Here is a 17,043-nt window from a genome sequence, read left to right as displayed (position 1 = left end):
AAGCGCATTCCCACTGCGCCCGGACAGCTGAGGGCCGGGGCGGCGTTCACAACGAAGGAAGGATTCACGTCCGCCGCTCGGATCACGCGGATCCCGGGGGGCTCTCCCGCATCCTTCCTTCGTTGTGAACGCGTCGAGCGGTCAGCCCGGGAACGCCTCCGTGTACAGCGCCGCGAGCTCGGGCGAGTCCTCGCCGCTCAGCCCGCACGTCGAGATCACGCCGTCGCGGGTGGCGAGCAGATAGGTCGTCCCCTCGTCGAACCGCAGCGGCTCGCCGTCGATCGCCGTGCCGCCGCCCTGCGTGGCGGTGACCGTGTCGCCGACGTCGCCGTGCAGCACGTCGAGGACCGACAGGGTGACGACGTCGCCGTCGATCCCGGTCGCCTCGGCGCGGAAGGCGGTGTCGGAGTCGGCGATCGCCTCGGCGGTGACCACGGCGCACATCGCGCTGAGGCCGCTGCCGGCCGGCGGCTGGTCGAGGCGGGTCGGCGCGGTACCGGGGCCGAGCGCGAGGGTCAGCGCGACGGCGGCGGCCGCGAGCCCTCCGGCGAGCGCGCCGAGTCCGGCGAAGAGGGGCGCCCGGCGACGGGCGGCCGGGCGGGCGGGAGTGATGGCGGGCTTCTGGGTCATGGCGTCCTCCGCGATGGCGTGCTGGGCGAGTCGGGCGAGCTGGTCGTCGCGCAGGGGCGCGAGCGACGAGGCGGGGTCGGCGGCGCGGATCAGCCGGCGCAGCTCCTGCGCGTCAGGATCGGTCATCGTCCGCTCCCCTCCTCTTCCCCTGCATGTCCGGCGGCGCCGCCGGTCTTACTCCAGAGAGCCGCGAATCTGGCGCGGGCCCGGTGCAGCCGCACCGAGACGGCGCCCGGAGTCGCTCCGAGGACCTGCGCGATCTCGCGGGGCGCGAGCTCCTCCCACACCGAGAGCCGGAGCAGCTCGGCGTCGGCGGGCGTCAGCTGCGCGAGCACGCGCGAGACGGCGTCGGCGGTGCCGTCGTCGACCTCGGGCCACGCCTCGCGCGGCGGATCGACGACCAGGATGCGGTGCGCCAGCCTGTCCTGCCGGCGGCGGCCTCGCTCGGCGTTGGCGAGCTGCAGGCGCGCGACCCCGATCGCCCAGGCGATCTCCTCCTCGGGCACGGCGTCGATCCGCCGCCAGAGCACGATCATCGTCTCGGACAGGACGTCGTCGGCCGTCGCCTCGTCGGTCCGGCGGCGGAGGTAGCGGCGCACCGGATCCGCGGTCCGGGCCACGAGCGCCTCGAACCGCTCTCGTCGCTCGTCATCGGGAGGCATCTGCACAGTCTTCCCTGTCCGGCGCGGGCGGGCTCCTTACCGGAGTCGACGACACCCCGCTCCGCTGGTCGAGTAGCCCCGCAGGGGCGTACCGAGACCCGCAGGGGCGTACCGAGACCCGAGCTGCCCGGGAGAACGGCACACTGCCGCATCCTCAGCGCACGGGGATCTCGAGACGCCCGCGGGGCGGGCTGCTCGATCAGCACGCGGGCCCGGACGCACGAGCACCCCGCCGCAGTGCGCGACGGGGTGCTCGGAGTGCGTGGAGCCGGGGCTCAGCTCTCGAAGGTGGCGTCGAGGGTGATCTCGACTCCGGTCAGCGCCTTCGAGACCGGGCACGTGGCCTTGGCCTCGTCGGCCGCCTTGAGGAAAGCGGCCTCGTCGATGCCGGAGACCTCTCCGCTGACGACGAGGTGGATCCCGGTCAGCTTGAAGCCGCCCGCGGAGTCCGGGCCGAGCGAGACGTCGGCGCGGACGTCGAGGGCCTCGACGGTGCCGCCGGCCTGCCCGAGCACGGCCGAGAACTGCATGGCGTAGCAGGCGGAGTGCGCGGCGCCGAGGAGCTCCTCGGGGCTGGTGGCGCCGTTGGCGTCGTCAGCGGCGCGCTTGGGGAACGAGACGTCGTAGGTGCCGAGCTTCGAGCTCGAGAGCTCGACCTGGCCCTCGCCGGTCTCGAGCGAGCCGTTCCAGGCGGTGCGTGCAGAACGAGTGGGCATGGTTCCTCCTCAAGAAGACGGGGAGAGCAGTAGAACGACCGTTCTCCCCTGGTGACACGAGCCTACGAGCCCGTGCACTCCACTGCAACCATCCCCCGGAACGCACAGCGAGATGCCGGTTCGGTACGCCTCCCCCGGCGTGTCGCGCACCGGAGTGGCATCTCGCGGATCAGTGCAGGACCTTGAGCCCGATCACGCACGCCACGATGCCGAACACCAGCAGCGTGCGCACGAGCGAGAAGCCCTCGCCGCCGAAGAACATGCCGTACAGCACGGTCAGCGAGGCCCCGATCCCGACCCACACCGCGTAGGCGGTGCCGGTGGGCAGCTCGCGCATCGCGTAGGCGAGCCCGGCCATGCTGGCCACCACCGCGACGCCGAAGACGGCGGTCGGGCCCACGCGGGTGAAGCCCTCCGACCTGCCGAGGGCGGTGGCCCACACGGCTTCGAGGACTCCCGAGACGACGAGGACGATCCAGGACATGACGACTCCTATCGAGTCAGTCCTGTCGCTGTCCGGGTACTGCTCCCTCGTCCGGTCGCCGTCATCGGCTGTCCCCCATTCTGGCAAGCCTCGCTGAGCGGACCGTGTGCAGTCAGCGCGGCTGCGCCGGGTTGGTCGGCACTCCGTGCGACGGCGGGTTGATAGGCGGCCCGGAGGTCGCGGGCGACACCGGCGACCCGGTGGACCCCTGCGACGTCTCGGGCAGCGACTCCGGAACGCGGCCGGCGGGCTCGGCGCCCTCGCGGAGCTGAACGAGCCGCGAGCGGAGGATCGTGGTGATCGGCGCGCGGTCCCCGTGCGCCTCCTCGTAGCTCAGCAGGGCGGTGACGCCGTCCTCGTCCAGGGGGCGGATGCGCTCGGCGATCGTGCCGAGCGGGATGTCGTTCCAGTCGGGCAGCGGCAGCTCCTCGCGGGAGGGTTCGGTCGACATGGTGCTCCTTCCGTTCCCGACCATCCCAGCGGCTCCGACGGCGCGGCCCCAGGGGCTTGACCCCTGCTCAGGAGCCGAGCCGTCCCGTCAGCCGCCGGTGGAACCCCGTGCTGCGCTCGTCCAGCCCCTCGATCGACACGGTCGCGCCGTGGTCGCGGTACTTCGTCTCGATCGAGTCGAGCGCCGCGACGGTCGAGGCGTCCCAGATCTGCGCGTGCCGGAGGTCGACCACCACGTGCGCGGGGTCGTCGGCGTAGGCGAAGCGGTCGACCAGGTCGTTGCTGCTGCCGAAGAAGAGCGGACCGGTGACGTCGTAGCGCACCGACCCGCCGTCCTCCGCGACGACGCGCTCGACCGCGATCACGTGGGCGACCCGGCGGGCGAACAGGATCATGGCCAGCACCACTCCCACCAGCACGCCGAGCGCGAGGTTGTCGGTCGCCACCACGACGACCACCGTGACCACCATCACGAGCGTCTCCGGGAGCGGCATCCTCCGCAGCGTCGACGGACGGAGGCTGTGCCAGTCGACCGTCGTGATCGCCACGACCATCATCACCGCGGCGAGCGCCACCATCGGGATCCGCCCCATCAGCGAGCTCAGCCCGGTCACGAGCGCCAGGAGGAACACGCCCGCGACGATCGTCGAGAGGCGGGTGCGCGCGCGCCCCGTCTTCACGTTCAGCACGGTCTGCCCGATCATCGCGCAGCCCGCGATGCCGCCATAGAAGCCCGCGAGGATGTTCGAGACGCCCAGCGCCCACGACTCGCGGCCCTTGTGCGACGGGGTGTCCGTCATCTCGTCGACGAGCTTCGCCGTCAGCAGGGTCTCCATGAGCCCCACGAACGCCACGCTCAGCGCGGTCGGCAGGATCAGCTGCAGCGTCTCGAGCGTGAGCGGCACCAGGAACGGGGTGATGCCGGGCAGCTGGCCGGTGAGCGGACCCTCGTCGGCGACGTCCGGCACGACGAGCCCGGCGACGATCACCGCGGTGGTCACCACCACGATCGCGACGAGCGGAGCCGGCACCGCCCGCGTGAAGCGCGGCAGCACCAGGATGATCGCGATCGTCACCGCGAAGAGCACGTACGCGACCCACGGCACCCCGATCACGTGCGGCACCTGCGCGAGGAAGATCAGGATCCCCAGCGCGTTGACGAAGCCGATCATCACCGAGCGCGGGATGAACCGCATCAGCCGCGCGAGGCCCGCGAGTCCGAACACGATCTGGATCACTCCCGCCAGGATCACGGTCGGCAGCACGTACTGCACCCCGTTCTCGCTCACGAGCGGGGCGATGACGAGCGCGACGGATCCGGCCGCCGCCGTGATCACTCCGGGCCGCCCGCCGAGGATCGACATGGTGAGCGCGAGCACGATCGACGAGACCAGGCTGACCATCGGATCCACGCCCGCGACCACCGAGAACGAGATCACCTCGGGCACGAGGGCGAGTGTCGTCACCATGCCGGCGAGCACCTCGCGCGACAGCTGCCGCGGCGAGCGCAGCGCGTCGAGCACGGTGACGGCCCGGTGCACGGGCTGGGGGCGGGCGGGAACGGCCATGGGGTGGCTCCGGGGCGGGTCGGCTCTGTCGAGCGGTTGTCGAGGGAGGAGCGCCACATCGCGCGGGGACCGCTCGGGCCGTGCCGGAGAATGGGGGCGGGGAGCGGATCGACTGCAAACCTACCGCAGCGTGAGGGTTGCGGACACCCGGGACGAGCGGAGCGGTGCATGACGGACGAGCGGACGGCCGAGGAGGTCGAGGCGACCCTGCGCATCGGCGAGCTCGCCGACCGCTCCTCGATGTCGCTGCGCACCCTCCGCCACTACGACGAGGTCGGGCTGCTGCGGCCGAGTGGGCGCACGGTCGGCGGGTTCCGCCTCTACACCGAGCGCGACGTCGACCGCCTGCTGCTCATCCGGCGGATGAAGCCGCTGGGCTTCTCGCTCGACGCGATGGCCGAGCTGCTGCGCGTCGCCGACAGCCTCGAGAGCGCAGCCACCCCGGAGGAGGCGGCCGGGATCCGCACGCGCCTCGACGCCTTCATCGCCGACGCCGCCGCCCGCCGAGCGAAGCTCGAGGAGCAGCTGGCGATGGCCGACGAGTTCCTGGCGCTGCTGCGCGCGCTAGCCGCACGCCGTCGCCGGGAGGGCGGATCTCGGGACGCCCGCTGCGCGGGCTACTCGATCAGCAAGGTGCCTGCTGGTCGAGTAGCCGCGCAGCGGCGTATCGGTGATTGCCTTGGTGGTGTCGCGGGGTTCTGACTCGATCGCGTATCTGACGCCTAGCCGGGCTGTCTTGGTCTCGAATTGTCGAACCCCGCGACACCGTTTGAAGCGTCCGGTCGGCGGTCATTACTTGATAGAAGCCTGACCGACCTGTGGTCTCATCACCGATTTGTCTGTCCACTGATCGGACGCGTGACCCTTGGAAGGGACGTGTCCAGCATGACAACAAACACCGTTCAAGCGCAGTCCGTCCGCGAGATCGTCGCGGGCATCGACACCCATCAGGACAGCCACCACGTCGCGGTCCTCGACTCGGCCGGCCGCCTCGTGGCCGATCATTATCGTAAGCCAGAGCCTCATCACGACTCAGCTGTCGAGCGCAGCAACTCTGCGGAGCACCATGTCAACCTCTGCGCGAGAAAACGTTTCGCGGGCGAAAGACCGGTGAATAGCCCACCCCTCGACGAACGCATCAATGGACGCGCTGGTCACGGGATCGAAATGCTGCTCCAGCTGCGCGCGGACACGAAGAAGCCACGTGCGAGACAACTCATGAACCGCGGGATCATGGGATGCCAACGAGTACATCTCATACAGCGCTGTCATCGACTCGGCGCCGACGTAGTCGCTGTCGAAGATCAGATCGGCCAGGATGCGAATGCAGGATTCTCGATCGCGCGCGCCGCTGAGAGCGGATTCGAGTTGCGCCGACATCGACTCCATGAGCGAGCGGAAAGCTTCACGTCGGAGGATCTCGAGTGACGCGAAGTAGTACGTGACCGACCCGAGCGGGACCTCCGCGGCTTCGGCGATCAGTCGGTGTGTCGTGTGGTGCACACCGTGCTCGATGATCACGCGAAGGGTGGCCCCGATGATGACTTGGGGTCGTGTCGAGTCCGAGACCGCTGCCACCATCTGCATTCCTCTCGATCGTCGCCTCGTTCTGTCTAGCAGCCGTTGAACCAGATGAGGCATGTACATTTGTACACGGATTCGTCTGTACAGATGTACACGCCAGGGAGGACACTCGTGATCGCCGCCACCTTTCGTCGCCGTCGGGCGCTGTTCGCGCTCTTCCTCGTTCCAGGATTGGGTCTCGCATCATGGGTGACCCGGACACCCGATATACGGGATCGACTCGGCGCGACGACTGCCGAGATGGGTTTGATCCTCTTCGGACTCTCGATCGGCTCAATGCTCGGCATCCTGTGTTCCGGGCCACTCGTCTCGCGATGGGGAGCGCGCGTGGTCATCACGGCGGGCGTCAGCAGCATCGCCCTCAGCATGGTGATGATCGGCGTCGCCACGTTGGTGGGATCACCGCTCCTGGCCGCGATCGGGCTCGGTCTCTTCGGCCTCGGGATGGGCGGAGGCGAGGTCGCAATGAACGTCGAAGGGGCGGAGATCGAGTCCCTCCTCGGTCGGTCGGTGCTTCCCGCGCTTCATGGGTTCTTCAGCCTGGGAACGGTTATCGGAGCGGCCGCCGGAATCGTCTTCACAGCGTTCGATGTACCGGTCGTCCTTCACCTCGCTCTGGTCGCGGTGGTGGGATCGGTCCTCCTATCGATGACGATCGCCCATATTCCGCGTGTCGATCGAGCGGTGGCCGGCCGCGGCGACGCTCAGGATGCTTCTTCCCGCGAGGGTGTTCGGCTGCTCCGCGATCCCGTTCTCCTGGTGATCGGCGGAGTCGTGCTGGCCATGGCTATCACTGAAGGCTCCGCCAACGACTGGCTGCCCCTCCTAATGGTCGATGGTCACGGCTTCGACGCCGCACTGGGCTCCGCCATCTACGCGATCTTCTCGCTGTCGATGATGGTCGCGCGCTTCTTGGGAGGGAGGCTCGTTGAACGGTACGGGCGCTCCGCGATTCTGACGTACAGTGCGCTGGCCGCCGCAGCCGGGCTCATCCTCATCATCTTCGTCGATGATCAGATCGTTGCGGGAGCGTCGGTCATCCTTTGGGGACTTGGCGTCGCCCTCGGTTTCCCGGTCGCGCTGTCCGCCGCCGGCGACTCAGGCCCTGGCCAGGCCCAGCGTGTTGCAGTGACCGCCACGATCGGATACGTGGCTTTTCTCGTCGGTCCGCCGCTTCTCGGATTCATCGGAGAAGCGGCCGGACTGCGCACAGCGCTCCTGGTCCCCCTTGCGCTGGTTGTGGTCGGTGCCGCCCTCTCCCGGCTGGTCCCGCGCGGTGAGGCCGACAATGAGGCAGCTGTCGACGACCGATCCGTCCAGCCGCACCGCTAGAAGCGCCTGATTCCGGCCCATGTCGACGATCCTGCACCCGTCCCGACACTGTAGTTCGGTGTCGCGACGACCTCGAGCACTGCTGCACGACACCGGCGCTCGGCGCGCTCGCGGGCCTTACCCGCGCGGGGCACGACCAAGGCTTGGTGTGTCTCGACCGTCACTACGACAGGAAAATCCGGTCTAGCACGAAGGCCGGTGCTGCAGATTCGGTGGGGGTCGCGCACGCGCTGGCCCTGAAAGGCGCCGAACCCGAACTCCTCAATATCCTCGACGTGGAGTCGCTCCTCGTTCCCGACCGCCTCATTTTCGTCGGTTGATCCCGCAGAGAGCACCGACAGGGAAACGGCACAGGTCACCGAGCAGCGACTGCGGCGCATCATCACCCAGGCCGACCTCCTCGCGGCGCCCGTCGACGCTGCGACCACCGCGTGGGATGGGATCGGCGAGGGAGACATACCTCGTGCACGTCGACGTCGGCGTGCACGACTTCATGGACGCGCCGATCGCGGACAGCACGGCCGGGCGCAGCTCCGTCGCGACGACAACACAACTCACGACGGCCCTCACCGCACTGCTGCGCGACGTCGACTGCCAAGTGCTTTCGATCGGCACGCCCAACCCCGACCACGCCCGTTTCGACGCCGATGCGCTCCACCGGCTCACCCGAGCCATCGTCGCGGGACTGACCGGCTGACCATGGCTGAAGCAGAGAACCCGAAGGCTGTCACATCGTCGGCGCCCAGCCGCGAAGTGACAGTCTGGGGCTGCGCCGATAAGACGTTTCGAGGTGATCACGGCGCGTCGACGGCGCAGCCGCCGCTCACGCCGCGCTTCGGGCGGTCACGGGCGCGAGAGGACTCCCGCTTCCTGCGCCGCGATCTGCAGTGCTAACAGCTTCGAATAGAACCGTCCGTGCTCGATGCTGAGAGAGATCGCGAACCAAAGCCCGTCGAACCCGGAGCCGCGCCAGAGCCGACCGTATTCGCCGTCCTCGCTGACGTGAGCGAATTCGCCGAGCTCGTCCGCGATTGGATCGCCGAGAAGCTGCCGCGCAGCGGCCGTCGGTGGCTGGTACCCCGTCGCGAACACAACGAGGTCGGCTTGGACGGAGCGACCGTCATCGAGCGTGACACCCGTCGAGTCGAATCCGGTGACACTGCCGTGATCGAGCTTGATTGAGCCGTCCGCGATGAGGTCGGATGCACCGGCGTTGTAGTAGTAGCCGGTCGCGTTCGACCCGAAGATCAGGCCGAGGACACCCTGCCCTCCGGGTCCCTCGCTCAGCTCGAATCCCGCCTTCGTCAGCGCGTCGAGCATGTCGCGATCGAGTGCGTTCGCTTCTGCGAGTTGGCCGGCTCCGTAGGAGGGGAGATGTCCGAACGGCACAGCGGCATTGATCAGGTCGCCCTGATCGAGGGTGTACTTGCCGCTGGTGTGGGTCGCATGCATGACCTTGTGGAAGGTGGATGCGTTGAAGACAACCGTGCCGGAGCGCTGGATCATGGTCACCTCCACACCGTGCTCGGCGAGGTCCTGTGCGATGTCGTGGCCGCTGACGCCGCTGCCAACGACGACGACGCGCTTGCCGACCCACGGCTCGCTCCCGCGGTAGTCGACAGCGTGGATGACCTCGCCGGCGAACTCCGCCTGCCCGGGGAAGTCGGGGCGATTGGGCGCGCCGTTCATGCCGGTCGCGAGAACGAGATGGCGCGGGTTGAGGTGCCGCGTCGAGCCGTCCGCGCGGACGACGTCGATTGCCCATGTCTCGGTCCCGACGTCGAAATGCGCGTTCTGCACCGATGATCCCGTCCATACGGGCAGATCGAGCAGCGTGGCGTAGCTCTCCAGGAAGTCCGCAAGCTTGTCCTTCGGGGTGAACCGGGTCCAGGTCGAGGGGAAAGGCAAGTACGGGAGCTGGTCCGCCAAAACGGGCGTGTGCAGAGCGAGGGAGGAGTAGCGCTTGCGCCAGTTGTCGCCGACGCGATGATTGCTCTCGACGACCAACGCGGGGATGCCGAGCGCGCGCAAGCGCGCGGCAATCATCAGACCGTTGTGGCCGGCTCCCACGATGACCACCGTCGGATCATCCGTCGCGAACTCGTGGTCGAGCGACTCGTTCCAGCTGAGCCGGTTCGGGACGGGTCCGTGCTCTCGGCCCGCGGGACGGAGCTCGTCGATCAGCTCAGGGTGGCTGTCGAAGGCGGTGAGCGAGAGGATGAGCGTTCCGGCGCGCCAGACCCCGTCGTCGTCGAGGCCGAGCTGGAGGTACCCCGCCCCGGCTCCGGTCGCCGTCTTGAAGTGCAGGAAAGTGGCGATTGTCTCAGCGCCCCCGCTCGCCTCGCGGATGATGGGAGCAGCCGGGCGGATGCCGATCTGCAGCGGACTCGTGCTGTCGCTGCCGGTCAGCAGCGTCGCGACGTCGTGGCGTCCGACGGCGTTGCGGAAGTCCCAGGAGAGGGCGAGCAGGTCGCGGGCAGTGCACTCGTTTTGGAACAGGGACTTCATCGTCTCATGGTCACAGGACGTCAGTGTCGCGCCGAGCGTCTCGATCCATTCGGTGAGGATGCGGGCGCCGTCGTCGACCCCGGAGACGGCCGAGAACGAATCGTTCAAGGCGCTCGTCGTCACTGCGTCAGTCATTGGGGGACTCCTTCGGATCGTCGAATCTCGGGCTAAGGAACGGCGTCATTTCTGGCCGCGTCCTGACCGTTGTCCAGAGTCCTCCGGATACCCGGGTCGCAACGTCCCATTTTGAGACAGGCCGGTATTCAGTCGTCGGCGGGTAATTCCGCAACGGTAAAGGCGATCCGAGGGATCTCCGCGACTGCGCAGCGGATCAGGGATACAACCCGCGCAGGAGGTGCGCCTCCGCGACGCGTTGCACGGCCAGGGCCGTTGCTGACGCTCGAAGCGTCTCGCCGCGCGTGGCCGCGTCGGCGACGACGCGCTGCCACGCCTCGATCATCCGGGTCCGCAGTCTCGCTTCTACTTGGTCTCCGCCCCACCAGTAGGCCTGATTGGCCTGCACCCACTCGAAGTAGGACACGATCACCCCACCCGCGTTGGCGAGGATGTCTGGTACGACGAGCACTCCTCGATCGCGCAGGATCACGTCAGCGGCCGCCGTCGTGGGGCCGTTCGCACCCTCGACGATGAGCTTGGCCCGGATGGCACGCGCATTGTTCGTGTGGATCACACCTTCGACGGCCGCAGGAACGAGCAGGTCCACATCCTGTAGGAGCAGCTCGTCCCGGTCGAGGAAGTCGGCTTCGCCGAACCCGACGACGCTGCCGGTGCTTCGTACGTGCGTTATGAGTTCGTCGATATCCAGCCCTCGATCCGCACGAATTGCACCGTACTGGTCGCTTACCGCAGTCACCCGGACTCCGGCTTGATGCAGGAACAGGGCGACGTCGGCGCCGACCTTCCCGAACCCCTGTACCGCAGCGGAGGATCGGTCTGCCCGCAGCCCGACATGTTCCAACGCGGCGAGGGCGATGTGGGTCACCCCGCGACTGGTCGCGCTGGCTCGACCGAGGGAGCCGCCCAGTGAGATTGGCTTGCCAGTGACGACGCCGGGACTGGTGTACCCCTTGCGACGGAGTAAGTGTCCATCATCCAGGCCATGGTCTTTTCGTCCGTCCCGATGTCCGGCGCCGGGATGTCGCGTTCTGGACCGATGATCGGCAGGATCTCGCTGGTGTACCGCCGCGTCACGCGCTCGAGTTCGGCCATCGAATGCCGGCGTGGATCGATAGCGATGCCACCCTTGGCGCCGCCGTAGGGCACATCGACGAGCGCGCACTTCCACGTCATCCACATCGCCAGGGCGCGAATCTCATCGAGATCTACATGAGGTGAATACCGCAGACCGCCCTTCGCGGGTCCGCGGGAGAAATTGTGCTGCACCCGGTGCCCCAGGAACACGAGGATCTCGCCGTCGTCGGATCGCAGCGGGACAGAGACGGTCATCTCGCGCCGCGGAGTGGCGAGTATTCGGAGCAACCCCTGGTCGTAACCCAGGAGGTGCACAGCTGCGGTGAGCTGGCTTTGGGCATCGCCCAGAGGCCCTAGAGCCTGGACCGCGTGATTCAGCAGGGCGGCATCGGACATCACTGTGCCGTGTATCCGCCGTCGACGAGGAGGTCAGCGCCCGTCACGTAGCTCGCTTCGTCGCTCGCCAGGAAGAGCACACCATAGCTGACCTCGATCGCCTGCGCGCCTCGCTTCATCGGGGTGGCCGCGGCGAACTCTCGGTTGGATTCGTCACCCTCCTCCTGCGCCATGTGCGTCATGACGAGGCCCGGCGAGATCGAGTTCACGCGCACGCCGCGGGCGGCGTACTCCATCGCCGCGGCGCGCGTCATCATCTTCACCGCGCCCTTGGATGCTTGATATGAGAAGCCGCCAGGATTGCCGACCGTGCCGTTGATCGAGCACGTGTTCACGATGGATCCGCCGCCGTCGCGCTCGATGACGGGCGCGAGGTGCTTGAGTCCGAGGAAGACGCCCTGCTGGTTGATGGCGACCATCCGCTGCCATGCCGACACGTCCTCGTCCTGCACCGACTTCTGCGAACCGACGATACCGGCGTTGTTCAGCAAGATGTCGACGCGGCCCCATCGGGCCAACGCCTCGTCGACCACATCCTTCCAGTCCGACTCTTCGGCGACGTTCATGTGCCGATAGTGCACGTCGTATCCCTCGGCGCGCAGCTCGGACGCGACGGCCTCCCCTGCCTCGTCGAGAACGTCGGTCATCAGAATCCGCGCTCCCTCGCTTGCGAAGAGTCGCGTGTGCGATTCGCCCTGGCCCCGGGCAGCTCCCGTGACGATGGTCACCTTGTCTTGTACTCGACCCATCTCGGTCTCCGTTCTGTTGTTATGCCGCGACCGTTCGACGCGTCTGTCGATTATCGAGCGCGGTCCCCGGGCTCTTGTGTGTCACATCCGGACAGTGCAGCGGGGGCGTCGAGGGGAACGCGGAGCCGCTGGAAATTGAATGGAAAAGGGGTGAGCGACATGGCGGGTCGACTGACGGGGAAGTGGCGATCGTGACCGGAGCCGGGTACGGGCAGGGCAGAGCGACGGCCCTCGCGCTTCTGCATGCCGTCTCCCGCGTGACGGCCGCCGACATCGCCGAGCGCGGTCGCGCCTCGCTGGCGTTGAAGCCAGAGCCGACGGTCTTCGACGTCAGCCGACCGGACCAGGTGCAGTGATTAGTCGCGAGGACAAAGGAGATCTTCGGCGGGCTGCATGCGATGTTGAACTGCACCGGACACCTCCGAGCCGCCTCCGTCCTGGAAGTGACGGAGGCCCTGCTTGATGCCATCATCGACATCAGACCTCAGAACCATGTTCTACGGTTGCAGGTACGCAATCCCTGCGCTCATACCCAGCGGTGGCGGATCGATCGTCAACTGGGACTCCATCAACTCACTCGTCGCCGAGCCGGAGATCCCGGCACGCTCCCTGACCAAGGGTGCCGTTCAGATAATCATCAAATCGGTCGCTCTAGAGCACGCCGCCGACGATATCCGCACGAACTGACTATGCGCTGGCGGGGGTGAAGACGCCGATGGTGGATGCATTCTTTGATCATTCCTCTTACGACGACGAGGCGGCCCCGTCCACCCGTCAGCCCCTCGGCCTGGTCGTCTCGGATCGCCGATGTGGCGGTGTTCCTCATCCTGGACGAGCGGCGGAAGATGACGGGCAGCGCCGTCGTCGTCGACGCGGGTTTCACCGCTCGCTGACAGGCAATGCGGTGGGCTGTCCCGGTATAGGACAGTCGGCCGCACGGCGTCGGCGTTTGACTCGTCGGCATGGTCGATAACTTGCCCCCCACAGTCGTCCGCGCGTCGGAGGACCGACACGCCCGCCTCACGGCAGCCGGACTCCCTCTCCTCGCGGGAGGGCACGGTCGCGCCGCGTATCACGTCGGCTCTCCTTCGCCCTACGCGGCTCGCGGCGAGGGGTGGCGGCTCTGGGACGAGACGGGTCGGGAGTTCATCGACGCGAACGGCAATTTCACGACTCTCATCCACGGCAACGCTCATCCACAGATCGTCGAGGCCGCGGAGCGGGCGATCCGCAGTGGCGCGTCGTGGGGCATCCCGAACGTCGATGAGTGGGAGCTCGCGGACCTCCTGCTGACGCGGCTGCCCGAACTCGATCAGATCCGTTTCACCAACTCCGGCACGGAAGCCGTGATGGCCGCGATACGCATCGCGCGGGCGATTACCGGCCGCTCCGACCTCATCATGACCAAAGACGGCTATCACGGCTCCTCCGACGTCGCACTGTCGACCTCGGGGCCGATGCTCGGTGTGCCCTCCGTCGTGTCCGACCAGGTCTCCCTCCTGCCTGTCAACGACATCGAGTCGTTGCAGCGCCTGTTCGCGGAAGGTCCGCGACGGTACGCGGCGATCGTTCTCGATCTGCTCCCGAACAAGGCGGGACTCATCGAATTGGATCGCGAGTTCGTCGCGGAGGCACGCCGACTCGCGACCGAGAATGGAACGCTGCTAATCATCGACGAGGTGATCAGCATCCGACTAGGAGCGCACGGCCTCAGCGGCGATTACGGCCTGACCCCCGACCTGCTGGCCACGGGCAAGCTCATCGGGGGCGGATTCCCCGTGGGCGCTGTCGCCGGCCGCGCCGAATTCATGAGTGCTCTAGACCCCCGCCACCCGGACGAGATCCCACTGTCAGGGACATTCTCCGGCAATCCCGTCGCGATGGCCGCGGGTTCGGCTGCAGTGCGTCTTCTGACCGGGGACGAGATCACAAGGCTCAACGCTCTCGGCAATATGGCTCGCCTTGAGGCGAGCTACCGCCTACAGGACTCGGGCTGGGAGCTGCGCGGAAGCGGATCGCTTTACCGCCCTTTCCCGCGCGGCGAACGCAAGGTACCCGCTGCGACGCAGCAAGCCCTCTGGTGGGCGGCGTACGACCGCGGACTGCTCCTCTCATCCGCCAATCTGGTCGCCCTGTCGACTCCGATGACGGGCGACGTTGTCGCGGACCTGACTGATCGGCTCGTCGCAGCCGTCATCGAGATCGCGGAGGCGACGGCATGAGACTCGTGACTTACCGTCAGGACGGAACGTGGCGAGCGGGCGCGATCATCGCCGAGCACGTCTACGACATCGCTCGCGCCGTGGCACATCCGGATGAACCGCAATCCGCTTTCTCGATGCGACAGCTGCTCACCGAGCGCGGCGCGGATCTCGGCGGGCTCGCCACTGTCGTGGAGAGCGCCGTTCAGGCAGGGCTTGACGCCGAGGTACGGCTCGAGGATGCGCAGCTGAGTTCACCAGTTCCCGACCCGGCCAAGGTGCTTTGCATCGGTCTGAACTACAAAGATCATGTGGCCGAGACCGGCCGCGCACTCCCGCAGTACCCGGACGTTTTCGCAAAGTTCTCGACGAGCTTGTGCGGTCCGCGTGATCTCATCGGCGGGCTGGCGTTCACACGCCAACTCGACTTCGAGGGCGAACTGGCGGTCGTGATCGGTCGGACCGCTCGGGGCGTCGCGGTTGAGGATGCGCTGAGCTACGTCGCGGGCGCAATGATACTTAACGACGTCACCGCGCGTGATCTGCAATATCGGGGCACCCAGTGGCTGATGGGCAAAGCGGTTGACGGTTCCACGCCGAGCGGACCCGCTCTCGTCACGCTCGACGAGGTGGGTGATGTTCAGGACCTGGAACTCACGACGCAGGTGAACGGCGTCGAGATGCAGCACTCCAACACCATGAACATGATCTTCCCCGTGGCGGAGATCATCGCGTACCTGTCGCAGACCATCACATTGGAACCCGGTGACGTGATCGCCACTGGAACACCGGAGGGGATCGGGGCAAAGCGGACGCCGCCGATCTGGCTGAACGTCGGCGACACGATCACGATTTCCATCGCCCGTGTCGGGACCCTGTCGAACGAAGTCGGTCCCGCTCAAGCATGACTTGTCCCATTACGGGACACTCCGCCCGTCGGACGCGAACGTACCTTTGTCACAAGTCGGATCGGCCACGCCCGTGGCGATCCTCGAGCTAGGAGATCCCTTTCAGTATGACCGACGCCGACCAGACAGCCTTCGCGACCCGGATCATCGCTCAGCGCGAGAAGCCGGCCGTTATCGTCCCCCATGTCGTGAATGGCGTCGAGCGCTTCGACGGGGCCCTTCTCGAGCGGGAGGATCCGAGCGCTCCCGGCACCATCGTCAGCGGATGCCACGACGCACCGGCCTCCCTGGTGAACGCTGCCGTGCAGGGCAGCCGCGCCGCACAGAAGCAGTGGGCCAAGATCCCCCTTTCCGAGCGCATCAAGCACGTGCGGCGGGCGATCCCCTTCGTCGAGTCCCGCGTCGAAGAATGGGCGGTCCGTGTTGCGATCGAGGTGGGCAAGCCCTACGCAGCGGCGCGCGCCGAGGGCGCCGAAGTCCTGGCGTTCCTGCACCAGTACACCGAGTACGCCGAGGCACCGGGCGCGTTCGAGGACGAGCGCCTGCCGAACGAGGGCGGCATCGCCGCAGACTCCGTCCTCAAGCCGTACGGCGTGTTCGGAGCCATCACTCCGTTCAACTACCCGATCGTCCAGGCCGCGGGCCCCGTCATCGCGGGCATCCTCGCCGGTAACGGTGTGGTCGTGAAGACGGCCCACCATGGGCCGTGGTCAGGACACGCCGTCGCCGAGTTCGTCGCCGAGATGGACCTCCCGGTCGGACTTGTCAACATCATTCACGGCGCCGATGAGCCGGGTCGCGCACTCGCCGCGTCCGACATCGACGGCATCTGTTTCACCGGATCCGTCGGCGTCGGTCAGGCCATTCTCCGCGAATTCGCGCAGGGCGACTACTACCGTCCCGTCATCGCCGAAATGGGCGGCAAGAACCCGGTCATCGTTACGGACTCCGCCGATCTCGAGCTCGCGGCCGACGGTATTGTCTTTTCCGCGTTCGACCTCAGCGGCCAGAAGTGCAGTGCGCTCTCCCGCGTCCTGGTGACCCCCGGCGCGCACGAGCGCCTCGCGACCCTGATCGCGGAGCGCGTCGCGCGACTGCAAATGACCGACCCCACCCGACCCGACGCATTCGGAGGGCCCGTCGTCTCGCCGGAAGCCGTAGCGCGACACGGCGCCCTCGTGGCCGAGGCGACCGACGCGCAGTTCCGGATTACGACGGGCATCGCGGGAGGCGAGGGCTACTTCGTTCCCGCCGTCGTGGTCGACGGAGTACCGGCGGATCACCGGCTCGCCAACGTCGAGCACTTCCTCCCCTTCCTCACCATCAGCGAGGTCGCGGACTTCGAGGCCGGTCTCGAGGCCGCAAACAAGACCACAATGGGTCTGACCGCCGGCGTCTACACCGGAGACCGTGCCGAGGCAGAGGAGTTCCTCGACGCGATCGAGGCCGGATGTGTCAACGTAAACGTACCCGGGCACGCCACCACCGGATGGTGGCCGGGCCCGCAGACCTTCGGCGGCTGGAAGGCCAGCGGCACCACAGGCGTCCAGACCGGAGGGAAGTGGTACTTCCAGCTGTTCGCGCGCCAGCAGGCGCGTAAGCTTCCCTCTGAACTCGGCTCCCTGCTGACGTACTAAGCGGCT

18 protein-coding genes, 2 pseudogenes and 1 riboswitch are annotated in these 17,043 nt (G+C 67.5%); of the genes and pseudogenes, 9 read left to right on the top strand and 11 right to left on the bottom strand.

All coding sequences use genetic code 11. From position 1 onward, the window contains the following. Positions 1-141: 141 nt before the first annotated feature. From AC0CID_RS15295 to AC0CID_RS15270, 6 genes are all read right to left on the bottom strand, one after another. The gene (locus AC0CID_RS15295) at positions 142-756 is read right to left on the bottom strand and encodes a hypothetical protein (protein ID WP_465227475.1); all 615 of its coding nucleotides are present in this window, start codon (positions 754-756) and stop codon (positions 142-144) included. Further along, positions 753-1,292: an RNA polymerase sigma factor gene (locus tag AC0CID_RS15290; protein WP_465227474.1), complete on the bottom strand. Its 540-nt coding sequence runs from the start codon at positions 1,290-1,292 to the stop codon at positions 753-755. The genes AC0CID_RS15295 and AC0CID_RS15290 overlap by 4 nt, the downstream gene beginning before the upstream one ends. 275 nt (positions 1,293-1,567) lie before the next feature. After that, a complete protein-coding gene (locus tag AC0CID_RS15285; protein WP_077222948.1) occupies positions 1,568-2,008 on the bottom strand; it encodes an OsmC family peroxiredoxin in 441 nt (146 codons plus the stop codon). Positions 2,009-2,177: 169 nt separating this feature from the next. Continuing rightward, positions 2,178-2,492, bottom strand: coding sequence for a DMT family transporter (locus AC0CID_RS15280; RefSeq protein ID WP_465227473.1), 315 nt, complete (start codon positions 2,490-2,492; stop codon positions 2,178-2,180). 10 nt (positions 2,493-2,502) lie between these two features. After that, positions 2,503-2,566, bottom strand: a riboswitch (guanidine-III (ykkC-III) riboswitch). Between the two features lie 38 nt (positions 2,567-2,604). Then, positions 2,605-2,943: a DUF8129 domain-containing protein gene (locus AC0CID_RS15275; RefSeq protein WP_465227472.1), complete on the bottom strand. Its 339-nt coding sequence runs from the start codon at positions 2,941-2,943 to the stop codon at positions 2,605-2,607. Positions 2,944-3,010: 67 nt separating this feature from the next. Continuing rightward, positions 3,011-4,510, bottom strand: a complete 1,500-nt coding sequence (locus AC0CID_RS15270) for a SulP family inorganic anion transporter (protein ID WP_465227471.1) — start codon at positions 4,508-4,510, stop codon at positions 3,011-3,013. A 168-nt stretch (positions 4,511-4,678) separates the two neighbouring features. Here AC0CID_RS15270 and AC0CID_RS15265 point away from each other — a divergent pair. Further along, positions 4,679-5,074 (top strand): annotated as a pseudogene (locus tag AC0CID_RS15265) (MerR family transcriptional regulator); the annotation flags it as partial. Between the two features lie 468 nt (positions 5,075-5,542). Here the strand turns inward: AC0CID_RS15265 and AC0CID_RS15260 are convergent. Further along, on the bottom strand, positions 5,543-6,091 hold the full coding sequence (locus AC0CID_RS15260; protein WP_465227470.1) for a TetR/AcrR family transcriptional regulator: 549 nt from the start codon (positions 6,089-6,091) through the stop codon (positions 5,543-5,545). Positions 6,092-6,205: 114 nt separating this feature from the next. Between AC0CID_RS15260 and AC0CID_RS15255 the strand changes: the two genes are divergently transcribed. Continuing rightward, complete coding sequence (locus AC0CID_RS15255; RefSeq protein ID WP_465227469.1) at positions 6,206-7,426, top strand: MFS transporter; 1,221 nt, start codon at positions 6,206-6,208, stop codon at positions 7,424-7,426. Here the strand turns inward: AC0CID_RS15255 and AC0CID_RS15250 are convergent. Next, positions 7,423-7,812, bottom strand: a complete 390-nt coding sequence (locus AC0CID_RS15250) for a hypothetical protein (protein ID WP_465227468.1) — start codon at positions 7,810-7,812, stop codon at positions 7,423-7,425. The two genes, AC0CID_RS15255 and AC0CID_RS15250, sit on opposite strands and share 4 nt — an antisense overlap. A gap of 77 nt (positions 7,813-7,889) precedes the next feature. Here AC0CID_RS15250 and AC0CID_RS15245 point away from each other — a divergent pair, with 77 nt between their 5' ends. Then, positions 7,890-8,123 (top strand): hypothetical protein, encoded by a 234-nt coding sequence (locus AC0CID_RS15245; RefSeq protein ID WP_465227467.1) that lies wholly within the window; start codon positions 7,890-7,892, stop codon positions 8,121-8,123. A gap of 146 nt (positions 8,124-8,269) precedes the next feature. Here the strand turns inward: AC0CID_RS15245 and AC0CID_RS15240 are convergent, their stop codons facing one another. From AC0CID_RS15240 to AC0CID_RS15230, 3 genes and pseudogenes are all read right to left on the bottom strand, one after another. After that, entirely contained in the window at positions 8,270-10,069 is a 1,800-nt protein-coding gene (locus AC0CID_RS15240; RefSeq protein ID WP_465227466.1) for an FAD-dependent oxidoreductase, read from the bottom strand. Between the two features lie 196 nt (positions 10,070-10,265). Continuing rightward, positions 10,266-11,542: pseudogene (locus AC0CID_RS15235) on the bottom strand (Glu/Leu/Phe/Val family dehydrogenase). Continuing rightward, a complete protein-coding gene (locus AC0CID_RS15230) occupies positions 11,542-12,291 on the bottom strand; it encodes an SDR family NAD(P)-dependent oxidoreductase (RefSeq protein ID WP_465227465.1) in 750 nt (249 codons plus the stop codon). The pseudogene AC0CID_RS15235 and the gene AC0CID_RS15230 overlap by 1 nt, the downstream one beginning before the upstream one ends. 182 nt (positions 12,292-12,473) lie before the next feature. On the opposite strand from AC0CID_RS15230, the gene AC0CID_RS15225 reads away from it, so the two are divergent. The 6 genes from AC0CID_RS15225 (at position 12,474) to AC0CID_RS15200 (ending at position 17,037) form a co-directional block, all read left to right on the top strand. Further along, entirely contained in the window at positions 12,474-12,647 is a 174-nt protein-coding gene (locus tag AC0CID_RS15225) for a hypothetical protein (protein ID WP_465227464.1), read from the top strand. Between the two features lie 106 nt (positions 12,648-12,753). After that, a complete protein-coding gene (locus tag AC0CID_RS15220) occupies positions 12,754-12,978 on the top strand; it encodes an SDR family oxidoreductase (protein WP_465227463.1) in 225 nt (74 codons plus the stop codon). A 44-nt stretch (positions 12,979-13,022) separates the two neighbouring features. Continuing rightward, a complete protein-coding gene (locus AC0CID_RS15215) occupies positions 13,023-13,184 on the top strand; it encodes a hypothetical protein (protein ID WP_465227462.1) in 162 nt (53 codons plus the stop codon). Positions 13,185-13,253: 69 nt separating this feature from the next. Further along, positions 13,254-14,513: an aminotransferase class III-fold pyridoxal phosphate-dependent enzyme gene (locus AC0CID_RS15210; protein WP_465227461.1), complete on the top strand. Its 1,260-nt coding sequence runs from the start codon at positions 13,254-13,256 to the stop codon at positions 14,511-14,513. Continuing rightward, a complete protein-coding gene (locus AC0CID_RS15205) occupies positions 14,510-15,400 on the top strand; it encodes a fumarylacetoacetate hydrolase family protein (RefSeq protein WP_465227460.1) in 891 nt (296 codons plus the stop codon). The genes AC0CID_RS15210 and AC0CID_RS15205 overlap by 4 nt, the downstream gene beginning before the upstream one ends. 107 nt (positions 15,401-15,507) lie before the next feature. Beyond that, the gene (locus tag AC0CID_RS15200) at positions 15,508-17,037 is read left to right on the top strand and encodes an aldehyde dehydrogenase family protein (protein ID WP_465227459.1); all 1,530 of its coding nucleotides are present in this window, start codon (positions 15,508-15,510) and stop codon (positions 17,035-17,037) included. Positions 17,038-17,043 lie beyond the last annotated feature (6 nt).

Source organism: Rathayibacter sp. AC451 (assembly GCF_979253095.1).
This window is presented reverse-complemented; position numbering and strand designations above follow the sequence as displayed.

Excerpts from the sequence above, each read along its gene's own strand:
- AC0CID_RS15295 (WP_465227475.1), bottom strand. The coding sequence starts at position 756 with ATGACCGATCCTGACGCGCAGGAGCTGCGCCGGCTGATCCGCGCCGCC.
- AC0CID_RS15290 (WP_465227474.1), bottom strand. The coding sequence starts at position 1,292 with ATGCCTCCCGATGACGAGCGACGAGAGCGGTTCGAGGCGCTCGTGGCC.
- AC0CID_RS15285 (WP_077222948.1), bottom strand. The coding sequence starts at position 2,008 with ATGCCCACTCGTTCTGCACGCACCGCCTGGAACGGCTCGCTCGAGACC.
- AC0CID_RS15280 (WP_465227473.1), bottom strand. The coding sequence starts at position 2,492 with ATGTCCTGGATCGTCCTCGTCGTCTCGGGAGTCCTCGAAGCCGTGTGG.
- AC0CID_RS15275 (WP_465227472.1), bottom strand. The coding sequence starts at position 2,943 with ATGTCGACCGAACCCTCCCGCGAGGAGCTGCCGCTGCCCGACTGGAAC.
- AC0CID_RS15270 (WP_465227471.1), bottom strand. The coding sequence starts at position 4,510 with ATGGCCGTTCCCGCCCGCCCCCAGCCCGTGCACCGGGCCGTCACCGTG.
- AC0CID_RS15260 (WP_465227470.1), bottom strand. The coding sequence starts at position 6,091 with ATGGTGGCAGCGGTCTCGGACTCGACACGACCCCAAGTCATCATCGGG.
- AC0CID_RS15240 (WP_465227466.1), bottom strand. The coding sequence starts at position 10,069 with ATGACTGACGCAGTGACGACGAGCGCCTTGAACGATTCGTTCTCGGCC.
- AC0CID_RS15230 (WP_465227465.1), bottom strand. The coding sequence starts at position 12,291 with ATGGGTCGAGTACAAGACAAGGTGACCATCGTCACGGGAGCTGCCCGG.
- AC0CID_RS15220 (WP_465227463.1), top strand. The coding sequence starts at position 12,754 with ATGCCATCATCGACATCAGACCTCAGAACCATGTTCTACGGTTGCAGG.
- AC0CID_RS15210 (WP_465227461.1), top strand. The coding sequence starts at position 13,254 with ATGGTCGATAACTTGCCCCCCACAGTCGTCCGCGCGTCGGAGGACCGA.
- AC0CID_RS15205 (WP_465227460.1), top strand. The coding sequence starts at position 14,510 with ATGAGACTCGTGACTTACCGTCAGGACGGAACGTGGCGAGCGGGCGCG.
- AC0CID_RS15200 (WP_465227459.1), top strand. The coding sequence starts at position 15,508 with ATGACCGACGCCGACCAGACAGCCTTCGCGACCCGGATCATCGCTCAG.